Consider the following 15,518-nt stretch of genomic DNA (forward strand, 5'->3'; position numbering starts at 1 on the left):
TGTTTTGCAAAGGAATTACATCTCCAGGAAAGCCTCAGCCGCAAGTGACAGGGACGAATGCTTGCGAACAGCGATGCCAATATGGCGGTCAGGGATGGGGACTGCCGTGTGAAGCTCTACTAAAGATCCTCCCGTAATACGTGAGGCCACAAAAGCCCGAGGCAGGAAGGCTGCTCCATATCCCCGCTCGGCAAATTCGGTGAGCATTTCCAGACTGTTCAGTTCAAAGTCGGCTTCGGCTTCTATCCCCTGGGACCGCAACCATTCTTCAATGAAGGAACGCGTGGTGCTGCCCGGGGACAGCATCAGGAGCGGGAGCTCCATCAACCGTTCCGTCGGCAGGGGTTCCCGCGACCAGTCTGCAAAGGCAGTTCCCACAACCGCGCAAAAAGGTGAGGCATGGGAGGCCACGATCCTAATCTCTTCGTCGGATACGGGCAGATAAATATAGCCGAGGTCCAACGAGCCCCGCTTCAACCGCTCCAGGATGAGGCTGGTCTTCTCCTGCGACAATTGAATGCGAATGTTGGGATAGCGGGCATGAAACTGGTCGAGCAGGGGGACAATGAAATCCTTAATAATTGCCCCGTTCGCACCGATTCGCAGCCGGCCTTCACGGTACTGCTTCATATTTTTCATTTGACGCTCAGCGGAGTCAAGTTCCTCGAAGGCCTGCCGGACATGCAGATACAGAGTTTGTCCTTCTTGTGTTAACCGGACGCCCTTGGATAACCGGTCAAACAGCCGGACGCCAAGGGCTTCTTCAAGCTGCTTGATCGCGTAGCTGACGGATGGCTGCGTCATATTGAGGTTTTGTGCAGCTTTGGTTAGATTGGAACAATCAGAGGCATGGAGGAAAATACGGTACCATTCACTGTTGATGATCACTTGTTATCAATCCTCTCTATGGCAGATGCTGAATATTACAATTTCATTTATTTCAAGTATACCCTTAAACTAATGGATAAAGAACTTTAATGAACAGGGGTGTATTGAAATGGCAGGAAGTACGTTCGGGGAGAGATTAAAAGTGACTACGTTCGGAGAATCCCATGGAGAGGCCGTAGGTGCTATTGTGGAGGGGGTTACCCCGGGTGTCGAATTGGACGAAGCATACATCCAAGTTCAGATGGACCGGAGAAGACCAGGGCAGTCCTCCGTCACGACTCCCCGGAAGGAATATGATAAGATCCGCATCCTGTCCGGCCTCTTCGAGGGCCGGACAACAGGTACACCACTGTGCATCATGCTGGACAATACGGACATGCGCCCGTCGGCGTATGATGATATTAAATCTATGTACCGGCCCGGACATGCGGATTTCACCTATGAGAAGAAGTACGGGGTTCGTGACTATCGCGGGAGCGGCAGGGCTTCGGGCAGGGAGACGGCGGCCCGCGTGGCTGCGGGTGCGGTTGCGCGCAAGCTGCTGGAGCATCGGAACGTGAAGGTACTGGCTTATACCACCGAAATCGGCGGCATCCGCTGCGGGACATTTGACCCGGAGGTTATCGAATCCAACGTGGTGCGGGCGTGCGATCCTGCGGCGGCAGAACGTATGGTTAAGCGGATCAAAGAGCTGGCTGCTAAGGGCGACAGCTGCGGAGGAATTGTGGAATGCCGGATTAGCGGCGTCCCGGCAGGACTTGGGGAGCCTGTGTTTGACAAGCTGGATGCAGAGCTGGCCAAGGCAATGCTCTCCATCGGGGCGGTCAAAGGCATTGAATTTGGCGCCGGTTTCCAGGCGGCAGCTATGCTTGGAAGTGAGCACAATGATCAGATGGACGCAAGCGGATTTCAGACGAACCATGCCGGAGGGGTTATCGGCGGCATCAGCACAGGGGCAGACATCGTCTTCCGTGTGGCCGTCAAGCCGACCTCTTCGATTTCAGTCCCCCAACGGACCATCGACACCGGCGGCAATGAACGGGAAATCGTGACCAAAGGCAGGCATGATCCCTGCATCTGCCCCCGCGTTGTGCCGGTGATTGAAGCCATGGCCTGCCTGGTGATTGAGGATCATTACAAGCGGCAGGCGGCATTGCTGGATAACTAAAAATTCTCCAACCATGGGGAGTGCAGCATGTTCTACAACCAGAAATCCAATTTGGTTAGCATTGCTAGGTGCTGATGTTATCGTAGTGGACATATCTGAAGAAAATCGGTTGTATGCGATGCAGACTGCATCTGCCGCCGGTGTGGAGCTCAACTATATTTGTTCTGACGGGAAAAATGGTCGGTTTATCTTAACTGACTTTCATCCTTTCGCACGTGCATGGATGAACACATACAATTTAAAACAACCAACTGGCAATTACTTTGACGATAGTATTAAGGAAGAGAAGTTGCCTTTGCTAAGCTGCTGCCTGAAGAGGAACGCTCTGGATTAGGTAAGACTCTAGTACGAAGTTGGACAGTCGGTGAGATTTTAACTGCAATTGGGAACATGGGGTTATTTATACGGACATTTGAAGAAATACCAAGTCCCACAGATCCGAGGTTTCCAGAGTTTTACACTCTAATTGCAGATAAAATTGATATAGAATTATCCCCGCTACATCCCTGACTATGGAAGACCCTCATTGTTAGCATTGACAGAATATTATTTACGGAATATTATTGATTGACTAAGTTAATCAATTAAAAAGAGGTGGCCTTATGCCCAATTCAAAAGTTTCTTCGAATGAGGTAAGTCTGTTTATTCAATCGAAAGCTCTATCGGGAGATGGTACCCCAATTGGATACCAAAGCATCGGAAACGGACCTGGAATTATTATTGTTCATGGAGCCTTAAGGGATTCGAGTGACTATGCCCGCTTAGCCAAAGCTCTTTCGCATTCATTTACCGTTCATCTGATGGACCGGAGGGGGCGGGCATAAGTGGACCCCAGGGTCCGGATTATGCTATTAATAAAGAGTGTGAAGACGTCCAGGCGATTCGCAAAGCAACGGGAGCGAACTATTTGTTCGGACATAGCTTCGGCGGACTTGTGTCACTTGAGGTAGCAAGGATGGATTCCTCCATTACCAAATTAGCGGTGTATGAACCAGGGGTTCTCCTTCACCCTATGGATGGTACTTGGATGTCCAATTACGAGAAGGCTATGCATAGAAATGATTTCAGAGGTGCTTTTGCCCACTTTGTGCGAGGCATGGGTAATACCCCGTTATCCGGGCTTCCTTTTTGGTATTCCAAATTTATTCTGAGGATAATGATACGGGGGAAACATTGGCATAAGATCACCCGGCTATTGGCGCAAAATTTAACCGAACACCGGGAGGTACAAACGCATGCCTCTTCATACCCAAACTATCAAAAAATTATGTCAGAAGTGTTGTTGCTTTCAGGGGGAAGAGCCCTAAGTCCACGAAGGAAATGCTTGAGGAGTTGAACCACACGATAGCTGGCTCTACAATAGAAACCTTTACCCGATTGGACCATTTTGGACCGGAGAATGAAAACGAACCCGACGCTATTGCTCAGGTTCTAAAAAACTTTTTTCTCAATTCCTAAGGAGATGTCTTATGCCACGCTTAAAAGAAGAACAGCTTCAAAAAATTTACGATGAGCGCAAAAAACAAATTACAGCGGCAGCTGTAAAAATCTTCGCACAGCATGGCATTCAAGGAACGAAAATCAGTATGGTCACTGCTGAAGCGGGGGTGAGCCACGGACTTTTTTACCATTATTTCAAAACGAAAGAAGAACTCTTCATTTCACTGGTCCGGGAGGCAGTGGTTACATCGGTTGCGGAAATCGATCAATTGAGCCGATTGTCTGGATCACCGATTGAGAAAGTAAAAGTCTTAACGGAGGCAATTCTGGATGAGAGTGGGACCCCGTTTTTTATGCTGCTGCATCAAGCCCGGAATTCCCAAGAGGTTCCCGAAGAAGTAAGCCAGCTGATCCAACAATATCCGCTGGATCTATATGTTGAAAGGTTGCTTCCGTTGTTCAAAGAAGGGCAGGAACGAGGGGAAATCGCAGATGGAAATCTGAAGGAACTGATCTCAGGCTACATAACGATTCTTTCCGGTGTGATGGTCTTGGGCAAGGGCTATTCTATCCCTTCCGCCGAATTATTGTTGAGGTTTGTGAAGCCATAAATGAACTATGGGCAGCGGTTGTCAAAAACAGTATTAAATGCTAAAGGCCATCCCTCAAAGGATGGCCTTGATTTTGCAGAAAAAAGTTCACAGATTCGCCAGAACAACAGCGAGAATAGCCGCGAAGGCCGGAAGGCCCTGGACGAACAGAATCGATTTCTTGGCAGTGATGCTGCCATAGACCGCTGCAACACCTACACAAATCAGAAAAAACAGTTGAAGCTGGAACCCGAATGTGTTGTTCGGATGGAGCAGGCCCCATACTAAACCCGCTGCCAGAAAGCCATTATACAACCCTTGGTTGGCCGCGAGGGATTTCGTCTCCTTAGCGAACTGACTGGTGGTCCCGAACGCCTTCTGCGCTCTTGGGGTAGTCCACATAAACATCTCCAGGATTAAAATATACACATGCTCAAGTGCTACAAGCGCTACAAGTATTGTACTTAAAATCATCATAGCCGTTCCCTCATTTTCGTTGGATTAGTACGCAAAGAAAGATTTATATTTTGCAAAATTTAATTTAACAAAAGTAAATATACCTAAATTCAGCTTTTTTGTCAATTTAGAAATATATGAGGGCCTGTACCTAGGGGGAACCGGTATAATGATAAAAGGAAGGGATTTTTTAACAAACACAGTAAGGAGGCAAAGCCTTGTACATAAGAACACTGACTTCCGCCGATGCGGAGATTTACCGCGAACTCCGGCTGCAGTCGCTGCTGCAGAACCCGGAGGCTTTTCTCAGCACTTATGAATCCGAGTTCAAAATCTCCATTGTCACTACACGGATCAGACTGGAGCCGGCGGATGCTCATTTTACACTGGGAGCTTTTGACACAGAGGAAAAGCTGGTGGGCATCATCACTTTTTTCCGTGAGAGTAGGCCGAAAATCCATCATAAAGCCCATGTATATTCCGTATACGTTGATCCGGGCGCCCGCCAGCAGGGAGTGGGACGGCTCCTGATGCTGGAACTGATCAGCCGGGCCAAAGCATTGCCGGGTCTGGAAATTCTTAATCTGACGCTTACCTCCACCAACCTGCCCGCCAAACGGCTGTATGAATCTCTGGGTTTTATCTGCTACGGCACAGAGCCGAGGGCAATGAAGCTGGGGGAGGAATATCTGGACGAGGATCTGATGTATTTGCAGATTGTGCCGGAGCTGCAGGAGGGAAATGGAAATTATTAGACATAACTAAGGCTGCTTATAGCATAAGCTGGGTCTAGGAGTCCTGTCCACTAAAGGGGTTGAAGACTTGGCAACTGCGCTTTTTGGCAGCTTTTTATCGGCTATGGCTACTGTGCTTGGGGTGGTTCCCATTCTGTTTGTCCGGAGATTGTCCGAGCTGTGGAAGGATGTGCTGGTCGCCTTCACCGCCGGAATTATGGTATCTGCATCCACCTTTGGGTTAATGCCGCAGGCGATCAAAGAGTCGGGAATCATTGCCCTGTCCCTGGGTCTGATTACCGGTGTGCTGCTGCTCGATCTGATTGAGAATAATATTCCCCATATTGATGTAGAGAATAAACCCGGCTTCACCAACATGGATTCCAAAGCGCTGCTCGTGCTGATCGCGCTGTTCATTCATAATATTCCCGAAGGCCTCAGTACAGGTTTCAGCTACGCCAGCCAGCAGGCCAGTCTCGGTCCCATGGTGGCGATCGCTATCGGGGCGCAGAACATGCCGGAAGGGCTCATCCTGGCGGTGTTTTTGCTCAATTCCCAAGCGACCCGTCGAAAAGCGCTGATCATGGCCGCCTTGACCGGCCTCATGGAGATGGTATCGGCGGTCATCGGTTATTTTACAGCCAGCTATGTGCAGAATGTAGTAGGGTACGGGCTGGCATTTGCTGCCGGAGCGATGCTCTTCATCGTCTATAAGGAACTGATTCCCGAGAGCCACGGTCATGGTTACGAACGCCCGTCCACCTATTCCTTTATCTTCGGGCTGCTGGTGATGGTGTATATAACGCAAGTTTATGCGTGAAGAAAAAAGAGACTGTCCTGCACGGTTAGAGCTTAACCGCTTAAGGACAGCCTCTTTGGCGTGTGCTGCTCTGCTGCTCTACCGGTGCTGCGTGTACCGGTTGCTTTTGCTGGCAGCCCGGACGGCTGCCAGCTCTGCCGGAGTTAGCGGGGCCGACGCAGCTGCCGCTGCATTCAACCGCAGCTGCTCCAGGCTGCTCGCGCCCGGAATAACCGCAGCCACCGCCGGGTTTGCCAGCGGATAATGCAGGGCCGCCTCCGTCAGGGTGCGGGAGGGACCGGTCTGCTCCACCAGGTGTTCGTGGAGCAGGGGCAGCTCCTCGCTGCCGTAACCCAGATACTCCCGGTGGGCTTTGCTGCCGCCATGCTCGGTTAATATGCCCCCGGCCAGCGGCCCCCGGGCAATCAGGCCGATGCCATGCTGTTCCAGCAGCGGCAGTACCGTTTCCTCCGGCCGCCGGTCCAGGATGCTGTACTGGCTCATGACGCTGACAATATGGGAGCGGGAGACATATTCGCGGATTACATTCGGACGGATGGAGGAAATGCCATAGTACCGGATAAGACCTTCCTGCTTCAGCTCCTCAAAGGCTTCAATCGTCTCGCCGACCGGATCTTCGAGAGTTCCTCCGTGCAACTGGTACAGGTCTATATAATCGGTCTGCAGCCGGCGCAGACTGCCCTTCACTGCCGATTTGATATAGGCTTTGGAAGGGTCCCAGCTCCAGCCCGTTTGTCCGGGAATTCTGCGGTTGCCGACTTTGGTGGCAAGAATGACATCCCCGCGGCGCCCGCGCAGTGCCTGGCCGATAAATTCTTCATTGCGCCCTTCATCATAAAGGTCGGCGGTATCCAGGAAGTTGATGCCCAGCTCCAGCGCTTCATGAATGATTGCGGCAGCCCTGGCTTCATCTGTTCCGAGAGACATGCAGCCTAGTCCCATGGCGCTTACGTATAAATCAGAATTTCCTAAACGGTTTGTCTTCATCTGCGGTCCTTTCTGTGCTGCTTTTAAGTTTATCCCCGCAAAATATTCTCGATTTGCTCCAGCTCCTCCGCGCTGAGCTCAGGCGCGTTCAGGGAGGCAACCGCGTCCTCGATCTGGCTGACCTTGCTGGCACCGATCAGGGCCGAAGTGACTTTGCCGCCACGGAGAACCCAAGACAAGGCCAGCTGCGACATTTTCTGCCCGCGCGCGGCAGCAAGCTCATTCAGCTTGCTTACTTTGCCAATGACCTCTGCGGTGATCTCCTTCTCGGAGAGGAACACGCTGGGTCCGGCCGCACGGGAATCCGGTGTGATGCCTTTGAGGTAGCGGTCGGTCAGGATGCCTTTTTGCAGCGGAGAGAAGGCGATGGTGCCAATGCCTTCTTCGGCGAGCACATCCTGCAGCCCGTCTTCAATCCAGCGCGATATCATGGAATAATTCGGCTGATGGATCAGGCAGGGTGTGCCCAGGCGGCGCAGAATCTGCGCCGCTTCACGCGCTTGTCCGGCATTGTAGTTTGAGATGCCGACATACAGCGCCTTGCCCTGGCGCACCAGCAGGTCCAGTGCGGACATCGTTTCCTCCAGCGGTGTGTTAGGGTCGGGACGGTGATGATAGAAAATATCCACATAGTCCAGTCCCATCCGTTTCAGGCTCTGGTCGAGACTGGAAACGAGGTATTTCTTCGAGCCCCATTCGCCATAAGGGCCTGGCCACATATAGTAGCCGGCTTTGCTGGAGATGATCAGCTCGTCGCGGTAAGCGGCGAGATCTTTTCGCAGGATTTGCCCGAAGCTCTCTTCGGCGGAGCCGGCCGGCGGGCCGTAGTTATTGGCCAGATCGAAGTGGGTAATCCCCAGGTCGAAGGCCCTTCTGATCATGGCGCGGCCGTTCTCGAACACGTCATTGCCGCCAAAGTTATGCCATAGTCCAAGCGAGATTGCGGGCAGGAGCAGGCCGCTGCGGCCGGTACGGTTATATTTCATCTGGCTGTAACGTTCAGGATTTGCAGAATACATCGGATTTGTTCCTCCTTAAAAAGTTTCCTTTACCAGTTTGGGCTAAAGGCTTCGCTTTTATTGTAGCGGAAGTGCAGGAACAAAAGTATGTCAGCAAGGAAGAAGTTTATAGAATAATGTCATTACCGGCATGGCGGATGCGGTACTCCTTGGGTGAGCAGCCTTTGACTTTCTTGAACATGCGGGAGAACAGCAGCGGGTCCTGATAGCCAACAGAGCGTGAAATTTCACCGATTGTGCAGGGGGTCTCCGTCAGCAGCTCACATGCCTTGGCGATGCGGAAATTAAGCAGGTACTGCTGCGGCGGCAGGCCGACGGTTTTTTTGAACAATGCCGATAAATATTTGCGGTCCAGCTTCAGGGAGGAGGACATGCGCTCTACAGTCACATTCTCACAGTAATGGGCATGCAGATAGTGCAGACACTGCTCCACATAGATGCTTTTTTGACGGGGGAGCGGGAGGGGATGGGCAGCCGCCGGAACCAGGCGCACCAGCAGCCCGAAGAACTCGTACATGATCGCCTTAAGAGGCAGATCAAGACTGTCCTTATAGTCCGCAGCCGCGCTAAGCCGGTCATAGAGTGCGGGCATAAGCGAATCATCCATCGGGAAAACGGGATGCTCCGGCGAGAGCGAGGTTTTGGACAGCAGATAACCGATTTCCTCTCCCGTAAAAGCAACCCATGAATAGGTCCAGGGCTGATCCATGTCTGCGGCATAATGAGTAACGATATGAGGATAAGTCAGGAACGCCTGACCGGGCTGCAGCATGTGGGTTTCTCTCCCGACAGTGACCCGGCCGGTTCCGGCATGAATGAAATGGATTTTGTACAGGTCCCGCACGCCGGGGCCGACGCTGTGTCCGGGAGCACACTCTTCACGGCCCCAATAATGAAGATGCAGACCGGGATTGCCCCGGAAAGGGCGCTCTGAATTATATTTGAATATAGCCATGCTTCAGCCTCTTTTCAGTGTAGGATGGCTCCAGGCAATTACCTTGATAGACATCCTCTATTATACATTAGATTGTCCAAGGCTGAGCAACCGCAAAAAGTCCCAGGCCCTAGGCTGTGGGCGGGACTTACAGGATTTAGATAAGGAGGGGTTGTACGGGGGTTAATGCAGCGAATAGAAACATGCAGCCAGCCGGGCAGGCAGGAATCAGGCTTCAGGCTTCCATTTTGAGCATTACCAGTTCTTCGACAGGCTCGCCATTCACCAGATGCTCTTCCACAATACGTTCCACATCATCTGTAGTCACATTGTAATACCAGATGCCGTCGGGATAAACAATCACAAAAGGGCCGTTGCCGCACAGGCCGAGACAGCTGGTTTTGTTGATTTTGACGGTTTTGTTAATCCCCTTCTCCACGAGCTGTTCTTTGAATTCCTGCATGACATCTTCCACATCCTGATTGTTGCAGTGCTCGCTGCAGCAGAAGAGCAGGTGCTTCTTCAGCACCTTGAGTCGCATATTCATACCAGGGCCTCCTTAATCGAGTCATAATAGTTGACCTATCTTACGAGGAGTATAGTCCCTTTTGCAGCATCTGTAATGGGGTAGCGGTCAATGTTCCAAAAGGCTTAACAAATGGGCGAAATCCGGGATATTTGCGTCAGATTATCTAACCTGGATTCGGAAAAATTGATGAAAATGTGTCTTTTTTTATATTTCCCAAATTATTTCCTGTTTAGAAAATTCTTTTGTGGATTCAGCCTGGAAACGGAGATTTCCCAGTTTAGGCCCTGCGCGTTTGGTTAAGTAAGGGGTGTGAAAATAAGCAACATGATGAATTGACACCCAATAAAAAGCCATCAGGAGGGAATCGTTATGAACAAGAAAATTGTTGGTGTATTCCATACCGAACATGAAGCTTCACAGGCCATTGAGGCGTTGAAAAGCCGCGGATTTCTGACAGAGGATATCTCGGTGATTGCAAGAAATAAGCAGGATGTCGAAACGATCCATGATGAAACGGGTACCAAAGCCCCTGAGGGAATGGCTTCCGGGGCGGCAACCGGCGGCGTGCTGGGCGGTGTAACCGGACTTCTGGCAGGCATCGGCGCACTGGCGATTCCGGGAATCGGACCCATTCTTGCGGCGGGACCCATTGCGGCAACACTAGCCGGAGCTGCGGTAGGTGCCGGAACCGGGGGACTTGTCGGCGGACTGATCGGACTTGGCATACCGGAGGATGAGGCAGAAAGCTATGATAATTATGTGGATGAAGGCCGCATTCTCGTCATGGTGGATGCCGACAGCACGCGGGCCAATGATGTGTACTCGGTGTTCCGCAGCCACAATTCCGCAAATGCTGACCGTTATATAGAGGAGGCAATTCCTGAAGGTGAGGCGGCGAAAGCCCGGCATTCAGTAAGTGATACGGTGGATGCCGCATTTAACGGCTCCGGGCTGGAGGGACGCGAGGATACTGGACTGGATACGATGAATTCCGCACCGGTGAATGATCTTCCGGAGAGCAGAAGGCTGGATGATGTGAACCGGCCGGGGATGACGGGAGATGTCTATTCCGGCTCACGGGAAGGCATGGACAGCGTACTGGACAATACAAGTTCTGCTGATTGGGCTGACCGTGAGCGAGATCACGATGAAGCGCGTAAGCTGCGCTTGCGGGAAGAACAGCTCGACGTTTCCAAAAATAAAGTGCAGACCGGTGAAGTGAACGTGCGGAAAGAGATCGTTGAAGAGCAGAAAACGATTAATGTTCCAGTCAGCCATGAAGAAATTGTTATCGAACGCCGTTCCGTTAATCATGATTCCACGGCGGAACCCGTCGGAGCCGGTGAGACGATTCGTATTCCTGTAAGCGAGGAACAGGTCGAGGTCAACAAGAATACGGTGGTTACCGGGGAAGTGGACGTTCATAAACGTGAAATTCAGGAGACGGAGCAGGTTAAAGATACGGTTAAACGTGAGGAAGCCCGGGTGGATAAGACGGGGAATGTAAAGGTGAACAATAATAGCGGGGTGCTGAGAGACCATAGCCGGACCCGTTAAGAGGATTTCGCAAGCAGGGGGCATTGCCTCCCTGGAGTATCGATTATTGGAGTAAAAGAAGGGTATCTCCGAGTCCGCTGGACTTGGGGATACCCTTCTTTGTAATGAGTGAGCGGGAATCTGGGGGGAGGTAACTACCGGGTGCGTCTTCCCGCTGTTGTGTGGTGAACCGTATCATAAGTAGGGGCAAGTTTTTTGTACTACAAAATGATGATGTATCTGGAAGTGGACTTTTGCCGATACTTATTTTTTGCTAGCACGCTTACAGACTAATGGGCCAACGGGTTTATTGGTCAGAGCTCTGCATGCGTTCCGCACATTTCTAGCGAATACCAGGGGTTTTTGGACTGCTTCCCAATGGATGTACCAGATGTTCGGGTTTGTAAATAACCAATGATTGTGAAGAGCAGTTATTTTAATGCCTGCTTTGCGGAGTTCAGAAATAAATGGGTTTATTTCCCGAGTAAGGATAACTGATTCGCCAAGGCATAGTGCCCTGCCGTCTTTACCAACACTCTCGAAGGAAATGCCGAAAGGAAGTGTAAACAAGCCCTTTGAACGTCTACCCAATATTCGGACCTTGATATTGGTACGTAACTTAGTTGCAACACATACACCATTAACTACCTGGGCCTCACCACCAAAAATCTCCGCAAACTGTCTACAGAGTGGACTTATACTCATTTTTTATCACCGTCCTTTTGATACATAGTATTTTTAAGGTGGTATCTTTGAAACGGCGCTTGCATTGATCTGGAAATTTAATATCACATAATTGAGAAATCTAGCCTTTAAAAGAATAGCGCGGGTAATACGTGATTTCGGTTCTTAGCAAAAGTGAATTTATACGCCGTAGAGATTCTTTCAGGAAAAACAGAACTCCTGAATGAATATGTTCGCTTTGTTCAGACCTATGTGAAGGGAATTTCGGATAGACTGATTGTGCTGTCGAAGTACAGAAGATTTTGTTATCTCAGGGGTTTATATGATTAGAGAGGTTGGCTTTAAATGCTGTTGACGACGAGGACCAAATAGTCAGCGAAATCGCGGACTGGCTGAAAAAGCATTTTTCCGCTGAGATGCTGTCCGCTGAGCGTGTTAGGCGCGGGTTAATGAACAAGAAGTGGATTGTCGAGACGAACCAGGGAAGGCTGTTCGCCAAAAGCTATCACCCTGAGCGGTGCGGTCCCTGTCCGTTTTGCCGAAGAAATGATCCACACTGCGGAGCGATGGGAGCAACTCGACGCTCTTCTTGGGGACATTTAAGAATATTTCTCCACCATTCTAATTAAATAATTTCGGAATTCTTCAACATATGTTTTGGGCTCTACGATTTTCAGGTTTGTACCGAAGCTTGCTAAAAATTGAAATCCAATACTGTTTTGAGGAACATGGATGGTGGCTAAGAAATAGTCAGAACTATAGTTTTCAATACTCTTCCGGCCGTACCTTTCAATGAATTGATCTTTTATGCCAGGTGAAATCAACGCTTTAATAGCGGCTAATTGCGGTTGATAACTTGCTTCATGTGCTTGTTCCAATGAATAATCTCTAGGGTTAAATGTATTTCCCTCCATATGAAGATGATCGATCCTGGATAATTTAAATGTTCTGTATCCCTGGCGATGTAAACAGAATCCCTTCAAATACCAACTCGTTTCGCTAAAATGAAGCTGGTACGGCTCGACAATCCTATTCGTCGTGGTGCCATTTTTATCTATATAATCAAACGAAACTAACCTTCTCTTTAGTATCGATTCTTGGCATATCTTCAAGGTTTGAAGAATCTCAGACCGGCCCTCCCAATCATAAAATGACAGCTCGATTGAACCTTTTGGGGACAATGGGCTAACCATGGCTTCTATTTTTTTGATCGTCACCTCAACTTCTTCGCTAATTAGAATTTGTTCCAATCCGCCAAGCGCAGTCAATATATTCTCCAAGTCGGAGCTGCTTAACAGACGTTTATCAACCTTGTATTCATCCATAATGCCGTAGCCGCCATGAACGCCAATGACCGAATAGATCGGGATGTTTGATAAACTCAGCGTTTCCATATCGCGAAGAATCGTTCTTTTGGAAACATGAAATAGTTGCGCGAATTCATTTGCCGGAACGACATCTTTTTTCAGCAATATCATAATGATAGAAATTAGCCTCTCAACCTTGTCCATATTTCCTCCTCCTTTTTCTCTACATTAATCCAAGAACGGTGACATATAGCTGTCGCCTTTTGTAGATTATACTACATATATAACAAGAAGGAGGTTATGTCCTATGTCAGCTATTGCCTATTTAAACTTTGATGGAACCGCAGAACAAGCCATTGAATTTTATGCGGAGGCTTTAAACGCAAATGAAGTAAAAAAGGTGAAATTCGGCGATATCCCGCAAGATCCAAACTACCCAATGCCGGAAAATGAGTTAAATATGATCATGGAGTCTTCCATAGAATTTGCAGGCGGGAAAATCATGATGTCGGATATTCTGCCTTCGATGAAGGCTGTAACAGGTGAGCTGGTCAAAGGGAATAATATTCTGATTAGTCTGGTCATGGATGATAAGCAAAGGCTGGAAGAATACTTTAATCATTTGTCCCTTGGCGGTCATGTCATCATGCCGTTATCCAATACCCCTTGGTCTTCCTGCTTCGGAATGCTGGCTGATAAATTTGGAGTTAACTGGAAATTTAATAGTGACGCAGATCAGTTCCTTGATAAAGTTATTTCCAATAAACAGTAACTGTCAGAAGAAAATAAAGTATTAGATTGGTTTTCTATATTCTACACGGACTTTCGAGTTGCCTTACCATCAGTCTCCATAAAATTAGTTATGACTGATCCTTGAAAATTGGAACAGCGACTGCCATGGACAAGGAAAATAAAGTCCTAGACTGTCGCTGTATTTATTGAACTAACATTCCTCGTTAGCTTAAAGCTAATATTATTAATTAATGTATAATATCGTGTTGTTGCCCTTCCTTTGGATCATTTATTACAACCCATTGATCCTGTATTACTTTGTATTTTTCAATACAGTAGTCAACAGCTTCATCAAACGTTTCAAACCATAAGTCGGCAAAGCCACTCTTATCTTCTTGTGTATCATATAAAAAAACATAAACTCCATTTTCATAATCGTAAATCATAAGCTTTCTAACATCATCAACATGTTCTTTAAGAAGGGCATACATTCGCACTCCAATACCCCCAAATTCGGTTTACCACCATTTTACCATTAAACAAATCTGCCCGTTAGCTTAATGAGGCGCCACCAGTCTAATATTTTATTTTCTCAGTCTCCAACTTTATTTTCCGAGTCTAACACTTTATTTCCAGTCTATTACTTTATTTTCTTTGGAAAGCAACTCATTAAAATGGTCTTGCAATTAAAGGCCATTTTTTTACTTTCGCGTGGAGGTATAGTATGGGAATGTGAATCAATTTGGAAAGGATAATGGTTTTTATCTATGGAAATTGAAAATTTAATTCGGGTAAAATCGAGGGAAGATTTAAGGAATTGGCTGCAGGACTATGGTAAGACTGAAAAGTGCTGCTGGGTCTTGGTTAGTCTGACGCCCATCCCCGATGTGTTGTTATATTTGGACGCGGTCGAAGAAGCTTTGTGCTTTGGATGGATCGATGGAGTCAAGAAGAAGCTGTCTGGAACGGAACTGGCTCAGAGACTATCTCCCAGAAGTAAAAAAAGCTCATGGACTGAATTAAATAAAGAGCGTGTCCGCCGCCTCGAAAAGCTGGGGTTCATGAGAGACGAAGGAAGAAGGGTTCTTCCTGATATGGATCACCATTCTTTTACAATAGATGAAGATATAGAGCAAAGGCTAAAAGAGGAAAAGCAAGTATATGAGAATTTCATGGCATTTCCGGATCTTTACCAAAGAATTCGGATCGACACGATACAAAGCTATAAGAATCAGCCGGAAGTATATAAGAACAGATTAGACAAATTCATAACAAACACGAGAGCAAACAAAATGTACGGTCAATGGAACGATAATGGACGTTATTAAGTATTGCGGAGCAATGGCTGGTATCCGTTAGAACAGTACAATTTTATCCATGGAGAGTGGGCTTACCCCGCTCCTTTTTTTGGACAAGGACCGTAAACCTCTGCAAAGGGTGCCCCTTTTAAAACTGCTTGCGAACCCATTAATATTAGAAAATCGAAAAGAAGTGCAACCAATTCTATGAACATTCTACTATATAGATAAGATGAACTTAATAAATTCATAAAAGGGGGAAGTGCGGAGGGGAAGTTTGGAACTGGAAGAGCGGTAGCGTCCGCCTTTGTCACCGGATTTCAACCGCAAAAGGCGGTTCCAATCAAGAAATCTGGGGACAACAGCGGCTGGAAGTCCAAACATTCCCCGCAGTTA

General features: G+C 48.4%; 16 protein-coding genes and 2 pseudogenes. 9 read left to right on the forward strand and 9 right to left on the reverse strand.

Going from position 1 to position 15,518, the window contains the following annotated elements; all coding sequences use genetic code 11:
* Positions 1-15: 15 nt before the first annotated feature.
* Positions 16-888: a LysR family transcriptional regulator gene (locus JI735_RS14535; protein WP_083886656.1), complete on the reverse strand. Its 873-nt coding sequence runs from the start codon at positions 886-888 to the stop codon at positions 16-18.
* Between the two features lie 109 nt (positions 889-997).
* On the opposite strand from JI735_RS14535, the gene aroC reads away from it, so the two are divergent.
* The 3 genes from aroC to JI735_RS14555 all read left to right on the forward strand — a co-directional run bounded on the left by aroC (position 998) and on the right by JI735_RS14555 (position 4,107).
* Complete coding sequence (gene aroC / locus JI735_RS14540) at positions 998-2,056, forward strand: chorismate synthase (RefSeq protein WP_202677508.1); 1,059 nt, start codon at positions 998-1,000, stop codon at positions 2,054-2,056.
* An 85-nt stretch (positions 2,057-2,141) separates the two neighbouring features.
* Positions 2,142-2,390, forward strand: coding sequence for a hypothetical protein (locus tag JI735_RS14545; RefSeq protein ID WP_233476405.1), 249 nt, complete (start codon positions 2,142-2,144; stop codon positions 2,388-2,390).
* Positions 2,391-3,525: 1,135 nt separating this feature from the next.
* Positions 3,526-4,107 (forward strand): TetR/AcrR family transcriptional regulator, encoded by a 582-nt coding sequence (locus JI735_RS14555; RefSeq protein WP_039835312.1) that lies wholly within the window; start codon positions 3,526-3,528, stop codon positions 4,105-4,107.
* 87 nt (positions 4,108-4,194) lie between these two features.
* Here the strand turns inward: JI735_RS14555 and JI735_RS14560 are convergent, their stop codons facing one another.
* Positions 4,195-4,563 carry a DUF1304 domain-containing protein gene (locus JI735_RS14560; protein ID WP_039835313.1) on the reverse strand — a complete coding sequence of 123 codons (369 nt, stop codon included), beginning with the start codon at positions 4,561-4,563 and terminating at the stop codon, positions 4,195-4,197.
* 197 nt (positions 4,564-4,760) lie between these two features.
* On the opposite strand from JI735_RS14560, the gene JI735_RS14565 reads away from it, so the two are divergent.
* Both JI735_RS14565 and JI735_RS14570 read left to right on the forward strand, forming a co-directional pair.
* Positions 4,761-5,297: a GNAT family N-acetyltransferase gene (locus tag JI735_RS14565; protein WP_039835314.1), complete on the forward strand. Its 537-nt coding sequence runs from the start codon at positions 4,761-4,763 to the stop codon at positions 5,295-5,297.
* 67 nt (positions 5,298-5,364) lie between these two features.
* Entirely contained in the window at positions 5,365-6,096 is a 732-nt protein-coding gene (locus JI735_RS14570) for a ZIP family metal transporter (RefSeq protein WP_020429596.1), read from the forward strand.
* Positions 6,097-6,174: 78 nt separating this feature from the next.
* Here the strand turns inward: JI735_RS14570 and JI735_RS14575 are convergent, their stop codons facing one another.
* From JI735_RS14575 to JI735_RS14590, 4 genes are all read right to left on the reverse strand, one after another.
* Positions 6,175-7,083, reverse strand: coding sequence for an aldo/keto reductase (locus tag JI735_RS14575; protein ID WP_202677509.1), 909 nt, complete (start codon positions 7,081-7,083; stop codon positions 6,175-6,177).
* 29 nt (positions 7,084-7,112) lie between these two features.
* Entirely contained in the window at positions 7,113-8,102 is a 990-nt protein-coding gene (locus tag JI735_RS14580) for an aldo/keto reductase (protein WP_039835317.1), read from the reverse strand.
* Between the two features lie 106 nt (positions 8,103-8,208).
* Entirely contained in the window at positions 8,209-9,057 is an 849-nt protein-coding gene (locus JI735_RS14585) for an AraC family transcriptional regulator (RefSeq protein ID WP_051051751.1), read from the reverse strand.
* Between the two features lie 214 nt (positions 9,058-9,271).
* Positions 9,272-9,583, reverse strand: coding sequence for a (2Fe-2S) ferredoxin domain-containing protein (locus tag JI735_RS14590; protein WP_020429600.1), 312 nt, complete (start codon positions 9,581-9,583; stop codon positions 9,272-9,274).
* A gap of 351 nt (positions 9,584-9,934) precedes the next feature.
* Between JI735_RS14590 and JI735_RS37325 the strand changes: the two are divergent.
* Positions 9,935-10,429: pseudogene (locus tag JI735_RS37325) on the forward strand (general stress protein); the annotation flags it as partial.
* Between the two features lie 309 nt (positions 10,430-10,738).
* Positions 10,739-11,122 (forward strand): annotated as a pseudogene (locus JI735_RS37330) (YsnF/AvaK domain-containing protein); the annotation flags it as partial.
* A gap of 243 nt (positions 11,123-11,365) precedes the next feature.
* Here the strand turns inward: JI735_RS37330 and JI735_RS14600 are convergent.
* Together JI735_RS14600 and JI735_RS14605 are read right to left on the reverse strand one after the other, a co-directional pair.
* Positions 11,366-11,806 carry a DUF1259 domain-containing protein gene (locus JI735_RS14600; RefSeq protein WP_202677510.1) on the reverse strand — a complete coding sequence of 147 codons (441 nt, stop codon included), beginning with the start codon at positions 11,804-11,806 and terminating at the stop codon, positions 11,366-11,368.
* Between the two features lie 578 nt (positions 11,807-12,384).
* Complete coding sequence (locus tag JI735_RS14605; protein ID WP_039834566.1) at positions 12,385-13,296, reverse strand: helix-turn-helix transcriptional regulator; 912 nt, start codon at positions 13,294-13,296, stop codon at positions 12,385-12,387.
* 103 nt (positions 13,297-13,399) lie between these two features.
* Here JI735_RS14605 and JI735_RS14610 point away from each other — a divergent pair, with 103 nt between their 5' ends.
* A complete protein-coding gene (locus tag JI735_RS14610) occupies positions 13,400-13,864 on the forward strand; it encodes a VOC family protein (protein WP_039834567.1) in 465 nt (154 codons plus the stop codon).
* Between the two features lie 208 nt (positions 13,865-14,072).
* On the opposite strand, the gene JI735_RS14615 is transcribed toward JI735_RS14610, so the two are convergent.
* On the reverse strand, positions 14,073-14,315 hold the full coding sequence (locus tag JI735_RS14615) for a hypothetical protein (RefSeq protein ID WP_039834568.1): 243 nt from the start codon (positions 14,313-14,315) through the stop codon (positions 14,073-14,075).
* A gap of 276 nt (positions 14,316-14,591) precedes the next feature.
* Here JI735_RS14615 and JI735_RS14620 point away from each other — a divergent pair, with 276 nt between their 5' ends.
* Positions 14,592-15,152, forward strand: a complete 561-nt coding sequence (locus tag JI735_RS14620; RefSeq protein WP_039834569.1) for a YdeI/OmpD-associated family protein — start codon at positions 14,592-14,594, stop codon at positions 15,150-15,152.
* The last annotated feature ends 366 nt before the right edge of the window (positions 15,153-15,518 follow it).

Origin of the sequence: Paenibacillus sonchi (genome assembly GCF_016772475.1) — a bacterium.
Lineage (GTDB): Bacteria > Bacillota > Bacilli > Paenibacillales > Paenibacillaceae > Paenibacillus_AQ > Paenibacillus_AQ sonchi.